19 protein-coding genes are annotated in these 25,510 nt (G+C 44.8%); 7 read left to right on the top strand and 12 right to left on the bottom strand.

Annotated elements, in window-relative coordinates:
* Positions 1-6: 6 nt before the first annotated feature.
* From ACGHAV_RS05525 to ACGHAV_RS05500, 6 genes are all read right to left on the bottom strand, one after another.
* Positions 7-3,219 (bottom strand): efflux RND transporter permease subunit, encoded by a 3,213-nt coding sequence (locus ACGHAV_RS05525; protein ID WP_390377522.1) that lies wholly within the window; start codon positions 3,217-3,219, stop codon positions 7-9.
* Positions 3,212-5,002, bottom strand: a complete 1,791-nt coding sequence (locus ACGHAV_RS05520; RefSeq protein ID WP_390377519.1) for an efflux RND transporter periplasmic adaptor subunit — start codon at positions 5,000-5,002, stop codon at positions 3,212-3,214. Before ACGHAV_RS05520 ends, ACGHAV_RS05525 begins: the two co-directional genes overlap by 8 nt.
* A gap of 23 nt (positions 5,003-5,025) precedes the next feature.
* Complete coding sequence (locus ACGHAV_RS05515) at positions 5,026-6,459, bottom strand: TolC family protein (RefSeq protein WP_390377516.1); 1,434 nt, start codon at positions 6,457-6,459, stop codon at positions 5,026-5,028.
* Positions 6,460-6,593: 134 nt separating this feature from the next.
* The gene (locus tag ACGHAV_RS05510; protein ID WP_390377513.1) at positions 6,594-7,235 is read right to left on the bottom strand and encodes a hypothetical protein; all 642 of its coding nucleotides are present in this window, start codon (positions 7,233-7,235) and stop codon (positions 6,594-6,596) included.
* Between the two features lie 156 nt (positions 7,236-7,391).
* Complete coding sequence (locus ACGHAV_RS05505) at positions 7,392-8,435, bottom strand: alpha/beta hydrolase (protein ID WP_390377818.1); 1,044 nt, start codon at positions 8,433-8,435, stop codon at positions 7,392-7,394.
* Positions 8,436-8,548: 113 nt separating this feature from the next.
* Complete coding sequence (locus ACGHAV_RS05500) at positions 8,549-9,289, bottom strand: glutathione peroxidase (protein ID WP_390377510.1); 741 nt, start codon at positions 9,287-9,289, stop codon at positions 8,549-8,551.
* Positions 9,290-9,545: 256 nt separating this feature from the next.
* Between ACGHAV_RS05500 and ACGHAV_RS05495 the strand changes: the two genes are divergently transcribed.
* From ACGHAV_RS05495 to ACGHAV_RS05480, 4 genes are all read left to right on the top strand, one after another.
* Positions 9,546-10,241: an AAA family ATPase gene (locus tag ACGHAV_RS05495; protein WP_334013621.1), complete on the top strand. Its 696-nt coding sequence runs from the start codon at positions 9,546-9,548 to the stop codon at positions 10,239-10,241.
* A complete protein-coding gene (locus ACGHAV_RS05490) occupies positions 10,201-10,563 on the top strand; it encodes a ribbon-helix-helix domain-containing protein (RefSeq protein WP_390377507.1) in 363 nt (120 codons plus the stop codon). The genes ACGHAV_RS05495 and ACGHAV_RS05490 overlap by 41 nt, the downstream gene beginning before the upstream one ends.
* Before the next feature lie 198 nt (positions 10,564-10,761).
* Positions 10,762-12,897 carry a diguanylate cyclase gene (locus ACGHAV_RS05485; RefSeq protein WP_390377504.1) on the top strand — a complete coding sequence of 712 codons (2,136 nt, stop codon included), beginning with the start codon at positions 10,762-10,764 and terminating at the stop codon, positions 12,895-12,897.
* 4 nt (positions 12,898-12,901) lie between these two features.
* Positions 12,902-13,222, top strand: coding sequence for an ADP-ribosylglycohydrolase (locus tag ACGHAV_RS05480; RefSeq protein ID WP_390377501.1), 321 nt, complete (start codon positions 12,902-12,904; stop codon positions 13,220-13,222).
* A 57-nt stretch (positions 13,223-13,279) separates the two neighbouring features.
* Here ACGHAV_RS05480 and prsR read toward each other — a convergent pair whose 3' ends face one another.
* The 5 genes from prsR to ACGHAV_RS05455 all read right to left on the bottom strand — a co-directional run bounded on the left by prsR (position 13,280) and on the right by ACGHAV_RS05455 (position 20,860).
* Positions 13,280-14,641, bottom strand: coding sequence for a PEP-CTERM-box response regulator transcription factor (prsR, locus tag ACGHAV_RS05475; protein WP_334013625.1), 1,362 nt, complete (start codon positions 14,639-14,641; stop codon positions 13,280-13,282).
* A 51-nt stretch (positions 14,642-14,692) separates the two neighbouring features.
* Positions 14,693-16,756: an XrtA/PEP-CTERM system histidine kinase PrsK gene (gene prsK, locus ACGHAV_RS05470; protein WP_390377498.1), complete on the bottom strand. Its 2,064-nt coding sequence runs from the start codon at positions 16,754-16,756 to the stop codon at positions 14,693-14,695.
* 122 nt (positions 16,757-16,878) lie between these two features.
* Positions 16,879-18,003 (bottom strand): beta-ketoacyl-ACP synthase III, encoded by a 1,125-nt coding sequence (locus ACGHAV_RS05465; protein WP_390377495.1) that lies wholly within the window; start codon positions 18,001-18,003, stop codon positions 16,879-16,881.
* Between the two features lie 269 nt (positions 18,004-18,272).
* On the bottom strand, positions 18,273-20,075 hold the full coding sequence (locus ACGHAV_RS05460; protein WP_390377492.1) for a choice-of-anchor I family protein: 1,803 nt from the start codon (positions 20,073-20,075) through the stop codon (positions 18,273-18,275).
* Between the two features lie 242 nt (positions 20,076-20,317).
* Entirely contained in the window at positions 20,318-20,860 is a 543-nt protein-coding gene (locus ACGHAV_RS05455; protein WP_390377489.1) for a hypothetical protein, read from the bottom strand.
* Positions 20,861-21,107: 247 nt separating this feature from the next.
* On the opposite strand from ACGHAV_RS05455, the gene ACGHAV_RS05450 reads away from it, so the two are divergent.
* Positions 21,108-21,908 carry a M48 family metallopeptidase gene (locus ACGHAV_RS05450; RefSeq protein WP_390377487.1) on the top strand — a complete coding sequence of 267 codons (801 nt, stop codon included), beginning with the start codon at positions 21,108-21,110 and terminating at the stop codon, positions 21,906-21,908.
* Positions 21,909-21,993: 85 nt separating this feature from the next.
* On the opposite strand, the gene ACGHAV_RS05445 is transcribed toward ACGHAV_RS05450, so the two are convergent.
* Positions 21,994-22,836, bottom strand: a complete 843-nt coding sequence (locus ACGHAV_RS05445; protein ID WP_390377484.1) for a mechanosensitive ion channel family protein — start codon at positions 22,834-22,836, stop codon at positions 21,994-21,996.
* A gap of 828 nt (positions 22,837-23,664) precedes the next feature.
* Here ACGHAV_RS05445 and ACGHAV_RS05440 point away from each other — a divergent pair.
* Together ACGHAV_RS05440 and gshB are read left to right on the top strand one after the other, a co-directional pair.
* A complete protein-coding gene (locus ACGHAV_RS05440; RefSeq protein WP_334013632.1) occupies positions 23,665-24,393 on the top strand; it encodes a 16S rRNA (uracil(1498)-N(3))-methyltransferase in 729 nt (242 codons plus the stop codon).
* Positions 24,394-24,524: 131 nt separating this feature from the next.
* On the top strand, positions 24,525-25,478 hold the full coding sequence (gene gshB / locus ACGHAV_RS05435) for a glutathione synthase (protein ID WP_390377481.1): 954 nt from the start codon (positions 24,525-24,527) through the stop codon (positions 25,476-25,478).
* The last annotated feature ends 32 nt before the right edge of the window (positions 25,479-25,510 follow it).

Raw genomic sequence — 25,510 nt, 5'->3', positions numbered from 1 at the left:
TTGTTTTTAACTCGTTATAGAGGAACGCCTAACCATTAAGAAAAACGCCGCAGGAAGCACAAATAACGTTAAAAATAGCGCACTGGCCATTCCGCCTACCATTGGCGCAGCAATTCTCTGCATCACTTCGCTGCCCGTTCCTGTTGCGTAAAGCACAGGTAACAAACCTATTATTATCGATAACGACGTCATCATTACAGGGCGCAATCGAGCAGTTGCGGCATCAACAATAGCCCCTTTGATACGCTGAGATCTCGCATCACCACTTACGGCTTTCGATTCTTCATCCTTTAACTTATCTGACACATGCTGGTTTAAATACACCAACATGATTACCCCTATTTCAACGGCAACTCCTGCCAGCGCGATAAAACCAACGCCTACCGCTACCGATAAGTTAAAGTTCATGGCATATAGCAGCCACGCACTACCTACCAGCGACAGCGGCAAAGTAACGAGAATTAAGGCAACATCGCGTAGCCGTTTAAATGCCATGTAAAGCAGTAGACAGATAATGGCCAATGTAATGGGTATCACCACTGAAAGCTTAGCCTTTGCCCTTTTAAGATAGGTGAACTGACCTGCCCATGTAAGTGAATAGCCTGAAGGTAAATTCAGATTGTCGTTAAGGTATGCTTGCGCCTTAGCAACGTAGCCTCCCAAATCTATACCGCCAACGCCATCAGACTCAACGTCAATAAAAACCCATCCATTTAAGCGCGCATTCTCGCTTTTAATACCTGCGGGGCCCTGCTCTATGCGAATAGTCGCCACGTCTGATAGCGTTATATAAGCACCACTGGGCGTAACAATGGGTAATGCAGCCAAAGCCTCTGGTGAGTTCCGATACTGTTCAGGAAAACGCATGCTCACAGGGAAACGCTCACGCCCCTCAACGGACTGCGTTACCGCTTTTCCACCAACCGATGTACCTATAATGCTATGAACAGCATCTACATCTAGCCCGTACTGCATAACCTTTTCGCGATTCACGTCTATATTAATATAGCGACCACCCACTACACGCTCAGCGTACACCGACGCAGTATTTTCAACTTTCGCTAGCAGTACCTCTATATCTTTGCCAATGGCTTCAATACGGCTAAGATCAGGACCCGCAATTTTGATGCCTACCGGCGTTTTAATGCCTGTAGCTAACATGTCAATACGGGTTTTAATTGGCATCACCCATGCGTTTGTTACACCGGGAAATTTCACCAAATTATTCAGTTCTTCTTTCAGATTTTCGGTTGTCATTCCTTCTCGCCATTGCGACTTAGGTTTAAGCTGAATGAAGGTTTCAATCATTGTTAATGGTGCGGGATCGGTTGCGGTTTCTGCTCGACCAACTTTGCCAAATACATTTTGCACTTCCGGCAACGTAGCGATTAATTTGTCGGTTTGTTGAAGGAGTTCTCGCGCCTTACCAATAGAAATGCTGGGATAAGTCGTTGGCATGTACATAAGGTCGCCCTCGTCCAGCTCTGGCATGAACTCGCTACCCAATTGGCTAGCGGGCCACAACATAGACAATAAAAGTACAAAAGCCGCACTTAGCGTGGTTTTAGGGTAATGCAGCACTTTGGTTAATAGCGGGGTATAAATGGCATTAAGCCCTTTGTTAATGGGGTTTTGTTTTTCCGAGCGAATCGCCCCCCTAACAAAGTACCCTGCCAACACCGGCACCAGCGTTATTGAAAGAGCTGCGGCTGCCGCCATAGCGTAAGTTTTCGTATATGCCAAAGGCGCAAAAAGCCTGCCCTCCTGTGCTTCAAGGGTAAACACCGGAATGAACGAAACTGTGATTATCAACAATGAGAAAAAGAGTGCAGGGCCTACTTCCGCGGTCGATTTCACCACCGCATTCCATCGTTGGCTTGAGAAAATCGAATGTCTCTGCGTTTGCTTTTCATTTATGTGCAAATGCTTATGCAGATTCTCCACTACCACAATAGCGCCATCTACCATTGCACCGATGGCAATTGCGATACCGCCAAGCGACATAATGTTCGCATTAAGCCCCTGAAGCTTCATTACAATAAAAGCAGCCAAAATACCCACCGGTAGGCTAATCATTGCCACCAGCGAAGAGCGCACGTGAAACAAAAAAAGCAGGCATACCGCACCAACCACAAGTAGCTCTTCAACCAGCTTTTCAAACAATGTATCTACGGCGTTGTTTATTAGCGTAGAGCGATCGTAAACGGGCACAATAGTTACGCCATCGGGTAAACTTGATTGTAATGACGCTAATTTAGCTTTTACTGCATCAATGGTCGCTTTTGCATTTTCGCCATATCGCATAACAATAATGCCGCCCACCGTTTCGCCATTACCGTTCAGCTCGGCAACACCTCTTCGCATTAGCGGGCTTTCAACAACATTAGCCACATCGCCAATAGTCACACTTATGCCGTTGTTTAATACCCCTGTGGGCAAGCTCTCAATGTCTTCAACGCCCTGAATATAAGTTTCTGCTGTAACCATGTATTCGGCTTCTGCCATTTCAATTACAGACGCGCCAGTGGCTCGATTACCTCGTTTAAGGGCAGTTTCAATTTGCGAAGGCAAAAGGCCGAATATTTTGAGTTTTTCAGGGTCAAGCACTACTTGGTATTGCTTAACCATACCGCCCACACTCGCCACTTCGGCAACCCCTTCTACCGATTGTAACTCGTACTTCAAGAACCAATCTTGCAGTGCCCGCAGCTCGCCACTATCAAGCGGACTGTTTGTATTAGCTTTTGCATTAGTTGTTGAATTGCCGGTAGGCGCATTACCGTTTTCAAGGGCGTAAATGTATACCCAGCCAACGCCTGTGGCGTCTGGCCCAAGCTGTGGAGTAACCCCCTCGGGAAGTTCAGGGGCCACCTGACTTAAGTATTCAAGAACTCGACTTCGCGCCCAATAGATATCTGTACTATCGTCGAAAATAACGTATACATAGGCATCGCCAAAAAACGAATAGCCACGCACAGTTTGTGCGCCAGGTACCGACATAAGTGCAGAAGTAAGTGGAAAGGTGACTTGGTCTTCAACCACTTGTGGTGATTGCCCTGGGTAATTTACCTTTACAATAACCTGTACATCAGACAAGTCGGGAATAGCATCAATAGGCGTTTGCTTAACCGACCATATTCCGCCCATTGTTAGCATTAGCGCAAGTAGCAGCACAAATACACGGTTTTGCACCGACCATCGAATAACTGACTCAATCATGGTTCATGTGCTCCATGTTCTCCCTATTTTCCATGCTCTTGTCTTCATCATCGCCTTGATGATGTTCATGCCTTTGCACATTCCCAGTCTGGGAATGTGAATTATGAGAATGTGGGCCATGCGAGTCATGTGAGAGGCTTGAAGCGTCTACTTCATTCCCAGGCTTTAACTGAACAACAGTAAAGTCGTCGCCTGTAACAAACGTAAACACAATGTCGTCTCCCACAGAAAATGATGACAAATCAATATGAGGTGACAACACAAAATCCATGGTTGCGGGCCCTCTTCCCCATTTTTCAATAGGCCCTCTGGCGATGGTTATTTTGCTTTGCTGACCTTCCTCGGAACTAGCCTGCAAGCGTTCGGGTAACGCAACTATTTTACCCGTTGTAGTTGCTTGATTGTCAGGTTCAGACATTCGCATAAGGTCGCTATCTTTAGACGATTCAGAGTCGATTAGGAACTGCGCTGAAACAACTACTATGTCGTCTGGTAGCAGTCCATCGGTAACTTCAAAATATCGCTCGTCTCTACCTCCCAAGATCACAGCTACCGACTTAAAATGCCCCGTGTTATCAGTCACAACTACGCGAGTACTTGTCGCTGTACGGATAACGGCGCTTTTGGGTACTAATAACGATGGGCGGTCTTCACGTGGCGTAATTTTTACGTTAGCGAACATATTGGGCTTTAAAAGCGAACTGTCGTTACTAACAGGTACCCGCACTTTTAATGTGCGCGTAACGGGGTCAAGCGAAGGATAAATGTAGTCAATATGACTTTGCCACCTTTGGTCGGACGAAAAGCCTAAAGATACTTCAACGCCGTCATGTAATTTTATGCGCTGAACAAATGTTTCTGGCACATCGGCAATCACCCACACGCTGTCGAGCTTGGCAATACTCATAATGGTAGTGCCGGGCTTCACAAAGAAGCCTTCCCGTATGGTCAATGCTTCTACCACACCACTTCGTTCAGCATAAAAAGTAACGGTCTGTGACACTTTTTGTGTTTGCTGTAACGTTTCAATAAACGCATTTGATAAATCTAAAGCGCTTAAGCGCGCACGCGCCCCCGCAATAAGCTTTTTGTCATTACGCTTTAAGGCCAATAAGAACTCTTCTTGAGCACTCACAAGTTCTGGAGAATAAAGCGTGTATAGCGCTTGGCCTTGCTTCACCTCATCACCTTGTGACTTGATAAACAAACTGTCTATCCAGCCTTCTACTCGTGGATGAATATGCACAATAGTGTCTTCGTCATAGGCAACATTACCCGTTACGCTTATGGTGCTATTTAAATAGCCAACACGCACCTTTTGGGTTCTTACCCCCATATTTTGCTGCACATTTGGTGCAATCATCACGGTGCCTGCAGACATCATGTTGCCATGCTGCATACCGGACATAGCGTTATCCTCGTATACCGGCACTAAGTCCATTCCCATTGGAGACTTACCTGGCTTATCTCGCCTGTAGCTATCATCCATAGGTGCAACCCAATACAGTGGCTGCTTTGCATCACTCTGCTCACCAGAATCATGAAGGGCACCTGTTGAACCTGCAAAAAGCCACCATAAAAGTGCGCTTATCAGCATGCCAAGAGTTATACCAAACGCTATGCCAGATAAATTGCCAGAAATGAGTACTTTACCGCTTTCTGTCCCAGAAGCTTGGTTAATAAAAGCTTGGCTAGCTGAAATTTGATTAGTTGAATGATGGCTAGATGAACGACTTTGGGATGCGCCATTTTCGGTTAACTGCTTTTTGTCTTGTTTTGTCATGTTTATATCCTCATCCATACCATCTATTGCTTGTTAAGCGCATCAATAGAAGGAAGGTACAAGTACGCTAGCGCATTGCGTGTTTTCGCTTGTTCAACTTCTATTCGAAGTAGTTCTTCTTCCACTCTTATCTGCTGGATATTGGCGTTAATAACGTCAGTAAAATTCCCGTTATCAGCGGTATAAGCGGTGAGAAGGCTTTGCGCCAACTGCGCTACCTCATCAATAAGGCCATTTGTGTACAAAGCCTCTCGCTGTGACAACGATGAAAGTCTGTGCTTGTAGGTTTCCGCCTGTGCCGCCAGTGCATTTACCTTTAATCGAAAGTCTGCCTTTTTAGCGTTTAAGCGTGCTGCTGCAGCCCCTATACGCTCGTCTTGCTTCGGCTGTGTTAAAAATGGCAAATCTACCTGCACGCCAATCGAGACAAAGTTAGCGCGGCTCATACCTTCTGGCGCGTCATCTCGGTAGCCATAGCTCGCCTCAATAGCCCACTGTGGCTTAGTTTGTTCTCGAGCAATTTTTAACGAGGCATCTTCTGCTTCTGACTCTAATTTGATTTGCATAGCTTCTGGGTGTGCTTGCAATAATGTGAAGGGTTCACGCACAGATAGCTCATGTAGCAATGCTTGGGCACTTGTTTCGTACCCAAAAGTCAACGAAGAAAGCGAGACATCACTAGCAGGCGATAAATGACCTGCCAACGGCGCCCCAAACCATTGTGATAGTTTTGCTTTTGCTTCTTCTTGTTGCTGTAGTGCAGCAGTAAATTTATCCTCCAAAGACAACAAGGCTAGGCGTACTTGCAAGATGTCTTGCTGCTGCGCATCGCGAAATGCTTGACCATATCGCGACTGGGTAAAATCAAGAAGCTGAGTTAACAGTTGCCGCTCTTTGCCCAATAGCAACGTGCGCTCATGTGCCAAATACCAATTTAGCCAATCATCACCAACTTGCTTTTTAAGCCATGCAGCGCGTGCTTTATTTGCCATCGACACCGACACACCCATAGCATCAAATTTCTGCTGGTTTAATTCATTTACATTACCTCTCGGAAGCGCTTGTTTTACGCCTATTTTAACCTGTGTCATCGGCTCTTGATTGAACCTGAAACCATCAGTTGGCAAATTCTGAATTGAGGTGGCTAATTGGGGGTTATCCCAATACGTTGCCGCCTTTCCCTCTCGTTCAAACGCTTCTTGTTTTAAACGAAAACCCTCTGACATAGGGTCGTTGGCAAGCGCAAGTTGCTGAGCCATATCTAGTGACAGCGCTGAGACTGATGGTAGCGCTGCGGCTGTTGGCAAAGAAGTTGCGGCTAATTGTTCAGGTGCGCGCATTGTACCTGATTGCTCCTTAAGCACTGTCGAAGCGTCTACAAAGGCCGACATAACAAGCATCATGAAAAACGAAACCGTACGACCGATATTTGAAATGGCAGTTAATGAAAATGTCATTTTCTTACTCACTTTACGCTGTGCTATCTGGGCAATATGACACAACGATTTTGAACCAAACTTCTGCTCGAACTTAAAGTATTCACACAGCAAAATGCCGAGTGTGCTTTAAATCGAGCGATTTTTAGATAGATTTAGACTGTGAGTACGTTTTTTGGTGGTCGAAATTGAGAAGATGATGTGTGCATACGCACACCAATAGCGGCTGTTAATACCATAGTGCGTAGGGGTGACGCGGTAGTAAAAATATCTGGGTGAAGCAGTGCAATGCTGCTTCCAAAACAGTGTTGTGTTGGACATTGACAGTCTTCACCGCAACATTCACTGTTAATATCAATGCTGTGCCCCTTCTTGTGATCATCGCCGTGGTCATCGCTGTCGCCGACAATATACTCATAATTATAATCAGCCGCACTCGTTGCCCTATTCGGAGGAGTACTGTTACCTTCTGACATTTGAGAATGGCAATGGGCTTCGGCTTTATCCGTAGCGTCGGTCTGCGCTGTATTAAGCGCTACGCTTTTATCGTGGTGAACTAACAGCGCATCGTGATTGAAAGAATTTGCTTCAGCATGGTGAGAATGCGCCATTGCCGCATTTGCAAACGTAGATTGGAAAAGGTTTAGCAACAATAACGCGCACACAAGCCATACCATAAAACCACTTGGCATTTTTTCTGATTTGCGGCCCAATTTCCGACTCAGTTTTTGGCCCAATTTCTTATCTAAAAAGCCATCAAACGAGCAGCTGTATTGGTTAACTAATACACTTTTCATTGTTGTAGCATAACGCCTACTCTGTATTCAGTAAAGCTATGAAAGCCATACAAAATTAAGGTTGTGAAGGCTGAAACACGTTTACCATAGACGCTTTATTTTCAAGTAAATGCTTTTTGGCATCTTTAATAACGTTCAACAGCCCTGTTTTTCAAACTAAAACTGTTTCACATATTCGCGTAACATCATCGCCATAGTTGAAAACAGCGGGTTAGCTTGCGGTACTGCACACTCTTCCTGTTGATTTACCATGCTGGAGTTGAAGTTCATCGCTTTTAATAATGGCGGATTTACCACTACATCGGCATGACAAAGCGCATACGATTCATCAATAACAAAAAAGGTGTTGTTGCCTTCGCTGTATTGCATAAGGTTTTCTATACCGCTAATTGGCGTTGTAACATCGGCCTGAGAATGGGCAGCAAAAACCGGAACGTCAATGCGCTTTCCTTCTTCGAACTTATCACGAATAGTGTTAATTAAATCCATTAACTCTAACCCTGAAAGCCCTGCCACATTGGGATATTTGTAAGGGTTTGGCCCGTGTGTTTCATAAGTACCATCGATAATACGCGCCAGTAGTTTAATTCCCCAAATACGCGACATACCTTCTGCGTTTTCAGATAAAGCAAGCGCACCTGAAAATAACATCAAACCGTCTATATTATTGCTGTTATTTTCACTATTGCCCTCGTCTACTTGGCTTAAATAGTGCTCTACCGATAATGCACCGCCCGTCGAGAATCCGCCTAGAATTAGGGTATTTCCCATGCTGTCAGCAAGACTAATCACTTCATCAACATGTGCCTGCCAACGTTCTGCTAAATCCCAATCAGACATATCATCATCAGCATCACGCTTTCCGTGCCCCGGTAGAAGCGGCACTACAACGGTAAAACCTTGCTCAAACAAAATATCGGCTATTGCGCGCATAAAAAACGGAGAGTCGCTAAGGCCGTGTGCCAGCACAGCCACTTTGTCGCTGGTTTTATTATTTAAAATAAACGGTGCATTGCCTTCGTTACGAAGTACATTGCTACACACGCCAAATTTATTCAAAGCGGTTTCTCGGCAAGGTTGAACTTGGCCCCATTCTTTTTCATAGAAGGCCTTAAATGCTGTATTTGAGGCTTTTGTATCACTGCTTATCGCCAATGCAGGGTTTATTAGAACAAGCGAAGTAAGCAGCGTGACAAGCATAACAACAAACTTAAATTGCACCGTGAGTCTCCGTAGGCGTCGCCAAAATAAAAAACGGGACCATGATAACATGCTCCCGCCTTTAAAAAGTACTTGTATTACATCTACTTTGCTTAACTAAAATACGCTTCTAGGTCGTCTGAACCACCTATATGCTTGCCGCCAATGAATACTTGCGGCACAGTTTCTCTGCCAGAAATAGCAGTTAAACTGGTTAATGAAGCATCTTTACCTAGAACGATTTCTTCATAATCGTATTCTTTTTCTTCAAGCAGCTTTTTCGCTTTTGCACAGAACGGACATCCAGGTTTAGTAATCAGCGACACAGGCGCTTTTGCTTCTTCATCAGGCGCGATATACGCAAGCATGGTATCAGCATCAGACACTTCGAAGGGGTCGCCTTCTACATCTGGCTCAATAAACATTTTCTCTACAACACCGTCTTTTACCAGCATTGAGTAACGCCAGCTGCGCTTACCAAAGCCTAGCTCCGCTTTATCAACCAGCATTCCCATACCATCAGTAAATTCCCCGTTTCCATCTGGAATAACGGTAATATTGCTGGCTTCTTGATCGGCGGCCCATGCGTTCATCACAAATGTATCGTTAACCGACACGCAAACAATTTCATCAATACCGTGCTTAGCAAACTTATTCGCCAACGCGTTGTATCGTGGCAAATGGGTTGATGAACAGGTTGGTGTAAACGCACCTGGCAATGAGAAAACCACGACATTTCGGCCTGAAAAAATTTCTTCCGTAGTTTTCGTTACCCACGCTTCACCCTCACGACACGGGAATGACACATTAGGAACGGTTTGCCCTTCTTTGGACGTAAATCGACTTGCTGACATAGTGACCTCTGCACTGTTATGTAACGTTAATTTCAAGTGTTATACGCGATTAATTAGAGACTAGATTGAGTAAGACAACAAATCAATAGGTATCACTGAGCATTCGTTAATATCAATTTTGATGCTGAACCTTCACCGTCTGCTGCCTATGCTTATTAGCGGTAATCTGCAGCAGTGGCGCTTTCATTTTTCCACTTTTGCGGTGTTTTTATTGCTTTATATAGCTTTGTGATAGTAACAATCGAGGACTAACGCCATGATCATTTTAGTGGGTGGTGAGAAAGGTGGCAGCGGAAAAAGCTGTTTGGCACAGAATATTGCTGTGTATCTTCGCACCGAAAAAGGGGCAAAGGTATTAATGGTTGATTGTGATCCTCAGCGAACGACATCTGACTGGATCCAAGAGCGTAAAGCAAACCCTCGGCTAGCGGAAATAAACTGCGTTCAGTTATACGGCAAAATACGCAACGAACTACTTAGCCTTCGCCAATACTACGACTATGTTGTTATTGATTGTGGTGGACAAGACAACCTAGCGCTTCGCTCTTCAATGGCAGTAGCCGACCATATTCTTATTCCTTTGCGCCCAAAACGTCGCGATCTAAAAACGGTTCCTCACATGGAAGACATTTTGTCTACCTGCAAAATGGTAAACCCTAAAATGAATGCTGCATTTGTCATTACGCAATGCCCATCATTGCCAAGTTTGGCCAGCCGAATTCTAGAAGCCAAAGAGGTATGCCGTTCATTTGGTATTCCCGTTTTAAATTCAGTGACATTTAGCCGAAACATGTACGACGATTCGGAAGAATCAGGTAAATCGGTTATTGAAAGCGAGCCAGAGGGCAAGGCGGCACACGAAATTCGTACGCTATTTGAAGAGCTGTTAGCGGGCAAAGTGGAGGACGCTTATGAGTTTACTCAACCTCAAAAAGTCGAAGCCGTCAGCTAGACCGTCGCTTCGCTCGGTAGAAGCGTTTATTGATGATGCTCTACTTTATGCACAAGGCAAAAGTAAAGGCTCGCACAAAACGAACGCTAATAATCCAAACATTAATTTAGAAAAAACGCGTCACGGCACAACTTCATCGATAGACAAAGTGGTGCCAATTAAAAAGCCTCAGCGCACACAGGGTATGCGCCACGCAACATTTACGCTAACACCAGAGTGCATAGAGAAACTCTCCGTTCTCTCAGCACAAACCAGCAAGGCTAAATCGGCGCTTATTCGAGAGTGGATACAAGACCACACCGCATTACTAAATCAGGACTGAATAGCCCTGATTGCCTAGGCAGACATAGGAAGACGGAACTTCCTAATCAATTTATAAACCCACGTATAAAACTAAATACGCGCTTTCAACGTTTTATTCTTCAATTACGAAAACGTATCATTATGATCAAGGTCAAAGTGTTTAACACTTTGCCGCAGGTATGCTTTACATAAGTCACTATATGGAGATATGGATTTGATGGGGTCTAAGGGAGTGCATACGTTGAAGATGCTAGGGTGTGTGCTGGTTTATTGCTTGCTAGTATGCGCTCCAGTGGCGCGTGCTCAAGACGTTGGCAATACACCAATTGACGACATAAACCACTTGCTTGCCACTAAGCAGTACGACACTGCTGAGAGCAAAGCACTACTGCTACTTGAACAAGCGCTTCAAAAAAACGATGTGTCTGCCGATCTGTTTTTCAACTTGGGTGTTCGCTTACAGAATGCATCTCGTTTTGAAGCATCTAAAGCCCTATTTAATGCTGCCCTAGAGCGCTACACACAAGAGGGCGATCTACAGAGTATGGCATCTGCACTACTGCATTTGGGTATTGCCGAGCGCCAGCTAACACACTATACCTCTGCATTTTCCTTTGTAAGACGTGCCATGTCTATTGCGCAAATAGAGCGAAACCGAGAGCTAAAAGCTAAGCTGCAGCTTGAACTAGGTATATTACACCAAGCTCAAGATGAAATAGAAATAGCGCTTGAACCACTTAAAGAAGCGCTTAACTACTTCAGAGATATCAATGACATCAACCAAACGAGCAATTGTCTTTTAAGAATTGGGGATATTTATTCCCTACTTAACCAAACTACGCTAGCACAGACCTACTACCAAGACGCGTTTAATGCTGTAGACCCACTAAACGATAAACGCCTTTTAGGCATTATTAAAACTCGCATTGGTGCCCTTCAATTAAAAAGCGGTTCCAATGATCTGGCAATGAAGTCGATTTCTGGCGGTTTAGAACTTTTGCTTGCAGCTAATGATGACAGTGCTATTGCTCAAGCTCGTTTATTAATGGGCAAAGCACTTGTTGAAAATGGTGACATTGTTAAAGGTAGAGCGCTACTGCAAGAGGCAATGAGCTTTGCCAATTCTTCAGGTCAAGCTAAGTTAGTGAGAGAAAGTCGTCTTGCGTTGGCTGAAGCCTTCCTAAAAGAACAAGACTTCAAACAAGCGCTTTATCACGCGCGAATAGGTACAGTGGATGCCCGAAAAAACAGGCAGCTGCGTGAACAGTTAAGCTTTTTGTCAGTACAATTAAGTGCCTATGTGTCGTTAGGTGAATTTAAAAAAGCGTTAGACATCCAGTCGGTAATTCAACAGCTTCGCGAAGCGATGCTCGACTCTCAAAACAAAAACGCCATCGAAGGCCTTCAAGCTGAAATAGAATTGGTACGCCAGTCTAGAACCTTGGAGAAACTTCAAGAATCTAAACAGCTCGCTTTGGCACAGGCTGAACGTCAACGCCTTCAAACCACTCTATTTTGGAGCATTTCACTTGCTAGCTTACTGCTGTTATTTTTGGTGTGGAGCCGCTACAAGCAGCGCGAGCAAACCATACTTCTGCGTCGAGAAGTAAGGCAGCAGACCCTTAGCCTACAAGAGAAAAATAGCGAGCTTGAACAAGCTTATAAAACACTGGAAGAAGTTAGTCTTCGCGACCCGTTAACGGGGCTTTATAATCGTCATTACCTAGAATCTCAGCTACCTGGTGAAGTAAAAAGAAGCCAGTTCGCCGCCAAGCAACAAAGTAACACCAGTTCAGAAAAAACAGATTTACTGTGCCTACTTGTCGATATCGATCATTTCAAACGCATCAACGACGACTACGGTCATATTGCAGGAGACAAGGTACTGTCGGCCTTTGCCCAAATTCTCAAAAATGTATTTAGGCAGACCGACCTTATTATCCGCTGGGGCGGCGAAGAATTCTTAGTGGTTTGTCGTCAATCCAACCGTGAAGAGCTTCCCGAACTTGCTGAGCGTTGCAGAGAAATGGTAGCCACCTCTGCCTTTGATGTAGGTTTAAATGACCCTATATCCATAACCTGTAGCGTAGGTTTTTCCTTGTTACCGCCTTCATCAAACGGCAGTGAAAACTTTGATGAGGTATGGGCACACACATTTGCCGTAGTCGATTACGCCCTTTATGCCGCCAAACTCTCGGGGCGAAATGGCTGGATAGGCGTTGTCGAAACGTATGATAAGCAAGGCGAAAACAGAACAGCATTAGATAACAAGTTTAACTTTCCAAGTTCAAGAATTGTGACCTCGTTTAACAACATAGCAAGTATTACGTGGCCGGAGACCCCTGAGGAGTAGCAGTATGTATAAAGGTACCTGTAGCTGTGGCGCTGTGCAGTTTGAAGTTGACCATATTGATGAGTTTGATACTGATGACGAGACCCTTAGCAACAGTGATAATCGGGCGTTTAGCATCGATGTCGACAAAGATAAGCTTTTCGTAGACGCTTCACCATCTGCGCTAGCGAAACTTAACGAGGCCTGCGGCGACACTCATCATGTTTGCAATGTCTGCGGCAGTACATTGTTTACCGAGAAAAGAAGTGACAGAAGCGTTCGTGTAGACGTGGTATTCACGGGTCATGACGTGCGCTTTGAACCTCATCGCCAGTTTGTATTTTAAAACTGGCGATAGGGCTCGGTTGTAAGTAAAGGTGTGGTTAAAGGTATGAGCTTAACGCTAGTCTGAACTTTTAATATCTTCCATGTGATATTTGTCGATTAGCGAATACAGCGTAGGGCGCGTAACACCAAGTAATTCAGCAGTACGTGACATATTTTTTTCTGCTTTGAGATACGCTTTGCGAATTGCGCGACTTTCAGCAATTTCACGTACTTCACGCAGGTTAAGTGTTTCAGGTTCATCCGCGGCATCCACTGGCATAAGCCCTAAATCATCCGGCTGAATAACTGTGCCTTCAGCCATAATTACTGCAGACTTCAGCTTGTTCTGCATTTCTCGAATGTTACCCGGCCATTTGTGCGCTAGCATGGCATTTACGGCTGACTCTGAGAAACTTTTTGCCTTAGCTTTAAATTCTTCTCGATAGATGTTCAAGAACGTGCGCGCCAATAAGATGATATCTTGGTCGCGGTCACGAAGCGGCGGGATCATAATAGGCATTTCACCCACACGATAATACAAATCTTCACGGAAGGTCTCTTCGGCAACCATATTTTGCAGATTACGGTGCGTAGCGCAGATAACGCGAATATCCACCGGGATCTCATTACGACCGCCTACACGCTCGATAACACGCTCTTGTAAGAAGCGCAGCATTTTTGCTTGAAGACCAATAGGCATATCGCCAATTTCGTCTAAGAATAGGGTTCCGCCCTGCGCTGTTTCAATTTTACCTAGCGTGGTTTTATTCGCGCCTGTAAACGCACCTTTTTCGTAACCAAATAGCTCACTTTCTAGCAAGTTTTCGGGAATAGACGCACAGTTAATGGCAACAAATGGCTTGTCTTTTCTTGGGCTATGCTCGTGAATGCTGCGCGCAAACACTTCTTTACCCGTGCCACTCTCGCCAAGTAACAATGTGCTAATGTCGGTATTAGCAATTTTTTCAGCGCGACGCACAACTTTCTGAATAGCTTCACTATTACCTACTATGCGCGACATGCCCTGACGTGTACGTGCAAGTACCGTATTTTCATGTTCTAACTTTGCAAGGTTTAATGCACGGTTAACCAATAGCTTTATGGTGTCGGAATCTATTGGCTTTTGATAGAAATCATAAGCGCCAAAATCAATTGCCTTAAGGGCATTTTGTTTGTCGTTATTCCCCGTTACTACAATTACCTTGGTGCGAGGGGCAAGTGAGATAATATCGTGAAGTATACGAAGGCCTTCAGATGCATTAGCAGGGTCTGGCGGTAGGCCTAAATCTAGCGTAACTACCTTGGGCTCGAATCGACGCAATTGAGCAATGGCTGAAGTGTGATCGTCTGCAAACACAACGTTGTAATCGGTTAGGCTCCATTTTAATTGTTTTTGGATACCTAAATCATCGTCTACTACCAAAACGGTATCAGTCATTTTTTCGTCCTATCTATTAACTTCTTCCATAGCACTGGAAATTCCGCCCTACTATCCTAACGGAAAGTGCAGAGTAAAACAGCTCCCTTTGCCTGGCTCGCTTTGCACTACTAACTTCCCACCTATCGATTCAATGTAGGTTTTCGCGTCGTAGGCACCAATACCCATGCCGGCATTGCCTTTGGTGGTATCAAATGGCTTGAAAAGGCGTTCTTCAATAAACGCTTTATCCATTCCAATACCCGTGTCCTCAATCATTACTAGCTGCGCATTATTGTGATTATCAGTGGTAACCACAACATCAACGGTTCCACTATCGTCGGTGGCCTGTTGCGCATTACTTATTAAGTGATACAGCACGTTGGCTACTTTGTCTTTATCTACCACTACCGACGACTCGCTAAGCACGTGAACAGTTGGGATAGGCGCTAAGCCGCCACACCTTTTCGTCACCACGTCATCTGCAATTTCAGAGAGTAAAAACTCGTCGTTAACGCCCTCTTCTACTGCTTTTTTGTCGGTAAGCTGCTTAAGCATTTTTTCCATTCTAGCTTTGGTATGCTCAAGGGTTTCAAAGGTGTCTTCAATAAATTCTGGGTTGTGTTTGTGCTGCTGGGCATTAGCAAGAATTAAATCTACCTGCGCAAGCACGTTTTTAAGGTCGTGAAGTACAAACGCCGACATGCGATTAAACGCTGCAAACTGTGCATTTTCGGCAACCACTTGTGCGGCTTCGTAGTGCTGAATATACGTGCCCACTTGTTCTGATACCGCGGTCAGGTAGTCTTTCAACTCCCAGTTTAAATTTATTTTCTCTTTATCACCCGACGCCAAAACCGCAAAGCCCCACAGGCCGCCGTCTTTTGTAAAGGGCACGAAAAGTTGATACCCATAGTGCTTTAGCGCGTTTCTATCTAGCTTTAGCCCATCATAATCGAACGGTTTTACTTGGTATGCATCGGTATCAATAATCCAACCGTTGTTACCGCTGTACTGTGCAAGGGCATGTAAAATAGCCAAGGTGTTCTCTTTCTTGCCTTCATCACCTTTATTACTTTCATTGCCTGCGTCTACTGACGGCTGCTCTTTAGCTACTTGCTCGAAACCATCGTTTGTCATTTTGTACAGTTCACCAGACTCATACTGTATGGCGTTTAGCATGCCAGTAAGGCCCGTATGATAGACATCTGAAGTACTCCCACCTGTGCGTGTAAGCCACTGTGTCAGCTTTACCCACTCTACTCGATAGTCGAACTGATTAGCGAAGAAATGTTTAGTGATGAATATTTTAATTTTGGTTCTAAAAGCGGTAGACAAGAAAACCGTTGCAAGCAGTGCGAACGACATGACCACAAGGATAATCTGTACTGTTGCTCCCCAATTACCGCCAAGATAATTGATGGCGTATCCTACAATAGCCATAACAAACAGATATCCACCCGCCACTAACAGTAATGAACTGTGAAGCACCACATCGCGAGAGATAAATATATCAATACCCCAGTTTTGAATACGACGGATAGAAATAACCAAAAGAGGCATAAGCAAGAAATAGATATAGCCACGTGCAGCGATGTAACCTATTTCAACCTGATTCACCATTGTGGCATTGGCATAAGTCACGAATTCAAATAGGTTAGTAGCGCCAAGATAAATAATGAGCGGTTTGAATGCCCACTGTTCCCTGCCCGCTTGGCGGTAGACAACCTCAAGCAGCACCAGCACCTCAAGCGACAATACAATTAACGCTAAGAAGCTCCACGCGGGGTTCACCGCTAACAAATAGGGCGCCAGTAGTGCGGCAACAGCAGGCGCTAAAATAATTAAAGTGGCAGGACGTTTAATAACGTCAGAAAAGCTTTTAAAGTTGGTTTGAATACAGGCTGCTAGGAAGAGCAGCCATGCCAATTGCTTGAGTATATCGGCACTTAACAGGCCGGTAAGGGCAATGGGGCCGAATAAAAAGGTGATAAGACTTGATGACCAAACAAAGGTTGCAGCAGTTGCTAACACCAACAAGTGCTTTGCCACACCAGGCTTTCTTACGGTAAGCAATAGCAGTAGCAGCACCAAATGCGCTAGGCTATTAAGTGTATAGCCTATATCTGAAATCATCCCTTTCTCACCCTTATCGTGTTTTTAATTGGGCGGCTTAATGCAGTGTTATTCACCACGCTTAGTGTATAACGCGAACTTTCTTCGGCGAAATACACAAAGCGCGCCGTGTTTACACTTACTTAGCGCTTGCGAATAACCAAAGACCCTATGGAGTAACCCGCACCAAACGAGCACAACACGCCAACATCACCAGAAACCAAGTCTTTGTGATTTAGACCAAAAGCAATGACCGAGCCAGCTGATGCGGTGTTCGCAAACTCATCAAGCACAATAGGTGCTTCTTCTCGGTTTGCTTCACGCCCCAATAGGCGTTTGCAAATCAACGTATTCATATTGATATTGGCTTGGTGTAACCACCAACGCTTAACGCCTTCAGGCGTTATATCGTGACTTGCTAGGTGTGATTCTATGTGCGCTGCTGCCAAAGGACACACTTCTTTAAATACTTTGCGTCCAGCCTGATGAAATAGCTTATCTGGTCCATATGGGTCGACGTCTTCAGCCCGCGTCATGTAACCGAAGTTAGAGCGAATGTTATTTGAGAACTTAGTCAGTGCCTTTGTGCTTAACACATCATAAACGTGCTCACCTTTTGCTGTTTCAGCTAACTCCAGCACGGTAGCAGTAGACACATCGCCGAAGATAAAGTGGCTGTCTCTGTCGGTGTAATTAATTTGTGGTGACACCAGCTCTGGGTTTATCACCAACACGCGCTTGGCGTTGCCAGCACACAGCATTTCATAGGCACGGTGCATACCGAACGTAGCAGCCGAGCAAGCTACCAGCATATCAAAACCAAAACCTTCAATGTTCAGTGCTTCTTGCACTTCTATAGCGATAGCTGGATAGGCACGCTGTGTGTAGGCACATGACACAATGACAGCATCAATGTCGCTACCTTCCAGATTCGCAGACGCTAAGGCAAGTTTAGCTGCCTCAACGGCAATTTCGGCCTGATGTGAAAGCTCATCGTCAGCCCTAGGCTCAATCTTAGGCTTCATTCGCGCAATGTCTAACGCGCCTTCTTTTTTATAGATATAACGGCTCTTAATGCCTGATGCTTTTTCGACAAACTCTGCGCTAGAGTATGGCATAGCGCTCATTTCGCCAGCCTCTATTTTTGATTGGTTTTCATTGTTAAATGCGTCAACGTAAGCATTGTAGCTATTTACAAGCTCTTCGTTGGTAATACTCTCTTGAGGGTGCCATACACCCACACCACTAATAACAACTTGATGAGACATAACCGTTCTCTTTTTTCCTTTAAGCAACCCACCTGCATACAAAGAAAAAGCGTTCAGGCAAATACTGCGCGATGCATTGCTGTATAAATTTTATCTGTCAGAGATACAAGAGCTTAACTCTATATCCCCGTATTATGCGTCATAGCTTACCTCAAAACGGATTGCGCTGTAACTATTAGCACACAATCACGTGGACTAAAACGTAAAAAGCCTCGCAGATTTGCGAGGCTTTTAAACTACGTAACACTTAACGCATGTGAACGATTCAATTATAGCTGGTTAATTTGCCATACGGTAACGGTACCGCTAACTTCATTACCCACGATAAGAAGTGGCACGCCGCTTGGGCTGTCTTCAGCACTTACGAACACTAGGCTTTCTGGTGCTAGGTCGCCAATTACGTTGTCAGCTGTAAGGCCTTCTGTTAGGTCACGGTTAATTACATACTCTGAGAACTGCACATCGTAAGGGTTAGTAACGTCGTATACAAAGATACCGCCCATACGTTCTGTGCCGATAAAGGCATACGTACGGTCGCCCACTTGACCCACTGTCAGCGCTTCTGGCTCTGGACCTTTATTTTCTGAACGCGAGTCGCCTGCGTTTTCGTCATCACCGTTGTTAAACAGTTCGCCGTGAACAGATGCCGTGATACGCTCAAAGTCATCACCTGAATCGTATACCACAAGGCCGTTTTGATCCCAGATAGTAAATGAACGAGCACCGTAAGCATACGCCGCGTCAAATTCACCGTCGCCATCCATATCGCCCATGGCTGTAGTAACGCGTAAATCGTCAGCTTCGCCAGTAGCTTGCAGCATAGCAAGTTCAGAATTAGCCTCAGCTGTAAGATCTGATACTCGTGCTTCGTCGGTATACGCTAAGCAGCCGTCATCAGCATCAAACTCAAGACCACCCGCTGCAGTACACGCTGTTGCATCTGCTGCCGCAAAGAAATACTCACGCGCATCACCTTCGTTTGCAGTTACTACGAACGTTGCATCTTTCCAAGTGAAGTTAGCAATGGTATCCGGCTGATATACACCATATAAACCAGTGTATTGACCGAAACTTACCGAACCGTCTTCTTGAACATCAATGTTAAGACCAGCCCATGATTTGGTGCCAAGGCCTACAACATCAACCGTTAGCTCTTCCAGGTCAATCACTGCAAGGCCGTTATTTTCTTGAAGGCTTACATAAGCAACATCATTTGTTGCTGTAATGTATTCGGGTTCAAGGTCCTGCGCTACCGTTGTAGCAATGGCAGTACCGTTAATTGTGCGACCAGAAGGATTAGGGAACATCATGCCCTGCGCCATTAAGTCAGCTTGCGAACCGTTGAATGCAGTAAAGCCAACCGTTGTGCCTGTTTCTTCAGGCTCACCGCTTGCAAGAATGTTGATTACGGTAACAGAACCAACTGGGTCAATGGTGTAGTCGCCAGAAGGTTCACCTTCGTTTGCCACTAATACTTTGCCACCGTCAGGCGTAAAAGTAACCATGTCTGGTAGTGCGCCAACTTCAACAGAGTCTAGGAAAGCAGGTGCAGATGAATCTAAACCGCTATAGAAAAGCACATAACCGTTGTCCGTAGCTACCGCTGCCGGTACGGTTACGGCCATTAGGTCACCACTAATAGCAATGCTGGTAAGGCTGCCAAGCGCAACGCCATTTATATCTGCTGGTAAGCTAAGGCTAGTTGGCGTAAGCGTAGTAGTATTAATTGGGTCAGCCATTGTGGCTGTTGAAACACCAGCAGCTGGAATAATTGAAATGGTATTCGTGTCGCCGTTGGTTGCGTAAATAGTGGTAGTAGCAGCATGATACTGAACAATTTCAGCTGCGGCAGAATTACCTAAAAATGCACGACCCACAACGTCCATTGCAATACCAACAGATGCATCGGTACCGTCTGCACCGTTTTCACCTGCTTCGCCTTGCTCCCCTTGAGGACCTTGCGCACCAGTCTCACCTTGTGCTCCATCGTCACCATCAAGACCACAGCCGGCAAGAGACGCCGAAACCAAAAACGCAAGTAACCCATACTTAAACTTATTACGCACTGCCATTTTATTTCCTTTTTGTATTTGTGTCGTACTTTTTTATGGCGTCTATGCGGCAACTACTGTTTATACCACTTTATTTTCGTAAGCATTTACAAATGCTGCTGACGCATCTATACCCAGTACACCAGAAAAATCATCTAACTTCTATGTATAAATTAGCCCCAGTTTATGACACAAAAATTAATTTGGCAAAACGTTAAGAAACTGTCTGATAGTTAAAGTGTTTTAGTAATTAAGGAACGAAATCAGATGTCGCTAGAGCAGTATATGGGCGACACGTGATACATCTCCACCTCGCTACCTACTCGCACACTCACACAATCCCCAACCATTAGATTGTCTTGTTCTGTTGTTACAATCACGTAATCACCATCAACCGCTTCTAAGCCCACTTCTAAACCATTTAAATCGCCTTCGAAAAGCGATACCGCCATACCGCTGAAAACGGCACCGAAAAGCGCGGAAAAGAGCATGTCGTCGTCACCAGAGTTGAAAAGTGCACCTTCTACAGCGCCCATAGCTGCTGCCTCTTGCGCGTGAGATTCAAACTGAATAGGCCTAACATCGGCAACGGTAGCGTAAAACGTAGTAACGAATTGATTTCGCTGTTGGTTAGATATTTCACCTACCGAGGTGCAGCCGCTCATTAACAACATAAGGCCACTTAAACCGAGTAGTTTGACCTTCGCAGGACGAGAAAAGACAGAACAAAAGTGTGTGAAACGCACCGCGAAAGACACACAAGAAGATACCGCGGAAAGTGCCGCTGAAGATAGAGAAACAGTCATAATAGTATTCCAGTAAAAAGCCCGACTGCTTCAATGTAGTTTAGTGTAGATGAACGTTACCTTAACCAAATACAAACAAAGTCGTGCGCAAGCTTAACCGTGCATTCGAATTCACCATGGTGATAAACTAGCAATACAACAATATTTTAATTAACGCCCAGTTCTGCTAAAAGTACTAGCTATTAAGTAGCAGTTATATAGCAATATTCGGATAGCCAATGGCGAGTAAAGACGATAAGGAACACACATGAAATTGAAATTCACAACATCGACAGTTATTGCAGCGGTGCTTACACTAACCGCATGCGCAACGTCGCCAACTGGCCGCAACCAAGTTTTACTGTACTCAGAAGACCAGCTGGCACAAATGGGCAGCCAGGCATTTACGGGTATGAAAGAAGAGCTAAAAATTTCGAACAAATCTGTAAGTAACAACTACGTACAATGTGTAGCGGATGCAATAACAGCACAGGTACCCTCTACCGTATTTGGCGGCGAATGGGAAGTGGTGGTTTTTGACGATGAACAAATCAATGCGTTTGCCCTGCCAGGCGGTAAAATTGGTGTTTATACCGGAATATTAAATGTTGCTGAAAATCAGCATCAGCTAGCTGCCATTATAGGCCATGAAGTAGGTCATGTTATTGCCGAGCACGGCAACGAGCGCATGTCGCAATCAACGCTGATTAACGTAGGGTCACAAGCTGTAGGCCAAGTGCTTGCGGCTAATGAAGTACCTCAATCAGGGCCTATCATGGCTGCCATTGGTCTTGGCATGCAGGTAGGTGTTCAGCTGCCATTTAGTAGAACGCATGAATCGGAAGCCGACGTGATTGGCCTTCAGTTAATGGCGAAGTCAGGCTTTGATCCAAGACAGTCTGTTAATTTATGGCAAAACATGGACGCGGCAAGTGGTGGTGAAAGACCAATGGAATTCTTGTCTACTCACCCGGCGCCGCAAACACGTATCGACAACTTACAAGCCAACATGCAAGCCGCTTATGCAGACTACCAGGCAGCGCCATCCCGCCCTAGTTGTACGCGCTAACCATTCAAACGATTACGATTGCCTTTCACACAAAAAACGCCGCATTTAGCGGCGTTTTTTTGCTTTCTGTTTGATGCAATACAGCTTACTCGCTGTCTGCTTTGTGCAAGTGAACATCCATTTGTGGGAATGGAATAGAAATGCCTTCTTCGTCGAAACGCAGTTTCACCTTCTCGGTAAAGTCCCACTTAACCGCCCAAAAATCAGGAGAATTCACCCATGGGCGAACCACAAAATTAACGCTACTGTCAGCCAGTTCAGAAACAGCTACCGTTGGCGCTGGTTCATCAAGAATACGCTCATCTTCTTTTACCATTTCTTGAAGAATGGTTTTGGCTTTTAATAAGTCTGCGTCGTAACCAATACCCACAACCATATCAACACGGCGCGTGTCTTTGGCTGAGTAGTTGGTAATGTTGTCGCCATAAATTTTGCCGTTAGGGACAATAATTTCTTTGTTGTCAGGCGTGTTCAAAATAGAAGTGAAAATACCAATTTTCTTAACAGAGCCAGCTGTACCAGCCGCTTCCACAAAATCACCCGCTTTGAATGGCTTAAACACAAGAAGCATGACACCTGCAGCGAAGTTTTTCAGCGAGTCTTGTAGTGACAAACCAATAGCTAGACCAGCGGCACCTAAAATAGCAACGAGTGATGTGGTATCTACGCCTAGCTGATCAAGCGATGCCACAATAACGAATAGCATTAAAATGGCGCTTAGAATAGACTCTAAGAAATCTACCAGCATGTTGTCGTATTTCGACTTTGCCATTAAGCGTCTGAATACTGATAGTAGAAAGCCAACAACAAGTCTACCAATAACATAAATCGCAATCGCCATAGCGATGTTTATGCCCCATGGAATAGCATAATCATTAATATAGCCTTCAATGTTGCTTGCTGAAAAAAGCGATAATTTTTCTTCCATAATGTGTTCCTTATTATTTTCCAAGCCAAAGTACTACGCTGCATAACGCACATGCACAAGGGCATATGTAAATGTTTGAACACCGTATCAGGTATTTTAATTTACACCAATAGAGCAAGCGCCGAATTATGTACTTTTTATCCAAAAGCCTAATAGATCTGCATTTTACATTTCAGTTCATTCGACTTTTCGCATACTTACGTATGGGTAGCAACACCCTTTTTCGGTAGCGATATTTTTATTGAGTTGTAATATCAATGTCACTAAATCGGTGGATACTTTCCTCGAATTCTAATGGGCTTGGTTAGCTTTGTGTTTTCGGAATTTTTACCGGAAGTGTAAGAACTACAAGCTATTTTTATTGGTGCTTTTTTAAACAAAAAGTAGTAGACTAAAGTCGTACGTCGAGACCGCGCAACTCAATAAATGCTTAAGTAAAAAGCAGGAACAAAGCGCACTAGGTTTCGAAGAGCTTTAGCATACGATGTAAAGTAAAGGACTCACACATGTTGCTACTCATCACATTGTTTTCAGTTGTTTTGTGTCTATTTTTGTACTCTTTACGCACAGATAAAGGTAGGCACACCAAGTATGCGCGCACCGAAGAAGGCGCCGTAAACTAAATACCGCTTAATATGGTGTAGGTGCTTTCGGATATGTTGTATTTGTAGCTACACCATTTCTATTTGCCCTCAATGGTTTATGCGGTTTTGTTAACTTGTACATCGCCATTTCAACATCGCTTCTCTGCTAGCAATGCAAATCAGCGTTGCAACATACGTTTAGTGACAAGTATCATAAGGCCAAAATTTTTCTATACTGTTTGGCATGCGCATACCTCGAGTTTATTACCCCAACCCTATTCCGCTAGAACAAGAATTCACGCTAACAGATGATGCAGGCCATCATATTGCAACTGTGCTTCGTCTAAAGCCCAACCGTCCAATTGTGCTTTTTAATGGTGACGGAAACGAGTATAGCGCCCAAATTATCAGTATTCAGCGCAAGAAAGTCATCGTTGAGGCAGACGCCTGCCTTTCAATCGCAAAGGAATCTCCACTTCACTTACACCTCGGTCAAGGCGTGTCGAAGGGCGATAGAATGGACACGGTGTTACAGAAAAGCGTTGAACTTGGCGTTACTGAAATTACACCAATTATTACCGAGCGCTGCACGGTAAAACTAGATGAAGCTCGCTGGGAAAAGAAGCTGCAGCAGTGGCAAAAAATCATTATTGGAGCTTGTGAACAAAGCGGTAGAAACTATCTTCCTACGTTGAACGCGCCCGTCTCACTAAATCAGTGGCTTGCCAGCTCTACTACCACAACACGTCTCGTTTTAGCGCCAGGGGCCGAGCAAAGCCTTGCTCGTCAACCTTACAATGCGCAAGGCTACCGCTTGTTAATTGGCCCAGAGGGAGGCTTGTCAGAAGCTGAAATTCACCTTGCCAATGAAAACGGCTATCAGTCGACAAGTTTAGGCCCTCGTATTCTGCGAACCGAAACCGCCGCCATTACAAGTTTAAGTATTCTTCAAGCGCAGCACGGCGATTTATAAAACCCAAGCTTGCGCAATCATGCAACAAAAATACGCTTGAACTGGGGCTTTTATGCCCCAACATATCAACTATAGTTAATAAATGCGCGAAGCCGCGCTATGCCTTACCCACATTCCGAAGTGAGAACATAATGCAATATACCGTTGGCGTAATAATGGACCCAATCGCGGATATTAAACCGCATAAAGACACCAGTTTCGCAATGATGCTTGAAGCGCAACGTCGCGGCGCAAAAGTGGTTTACTTCGAATTAAAAGACTTATTCTTTGATAATGGTAAGCCAATGGGCATTGCAAAAACTGTTACGGTAAAAGATCAACCGTCCGACTTTTACACCATAGAAGACGAAGCCATAGTTCATTTAGGCGATATTGATGTTCTTCTTATGCGTAAAGACCCGCCTTTTGACAGCGAGTTTTTATATGCAACGCAAATGCTGTCATTAGCACAGGATGCAGGCGCTTTGGTAGTCAACAATCCACAGGCCTTGCGTGATTACAACGAGAAGTTGTTCACAAGCTACTTTCCAGAGCATATTCCAAGCACATTGGTGTCGAATAATCAGACCCTTATTCGCGAATTCCACGCCAAGCACCAAGACATTATTTGTAAGCCCCTAGATGGCATGGGTGGCGCATCTATTTTTCGGGTGAAACCCGACGGCAATAACTTGGGCGTAATCATTGAAACGCTGACCAAGCTTGGCACGCGCTACATGATGGTACAAGAATACTTGCCCGAAATTAAAGACGGCGACAAGCGCGTACTGATTGTTGACGGCGAAGTTATGCCTTACTGTCTTGCTCGTTTGCCTACTAAGGGCGAAACACGAGGTAATTTAGCGGCAGGCGGTACCGGTCGCCCTCAACCCATTTCAGATAGCGACCGTGCGCTTGCTGAAGCTATTGCACCCACCCTCAAGGCTAATAACATTATGTTTGTAGGTCTTGACGTTATTGGTAACAAAATTACTGAAATTAATATTACCAGCCCCACCTGCGTACGAGAGATAGAAGCGGCATTCGACGTTGATATTATGGGTGCACTGTTCGACGCTATCGAAAAACGTTTAACCAGTAAATAACATACGCTGAGGCTATCTTAGCGATACATTGA

This window comes from Alteromonas sp. MTD1 (assembly GCF_042848195.1).
GTDB lineage: Bacteria > Pseudomonadota > Gammaproteobacteria > Enterobacterales > Alteromonadaceae > Alteromonas.
Note: the sequence above shows the minus strand (reverse complement) of the source record. Positions and strands in the feature narration are given on the sequence as shown.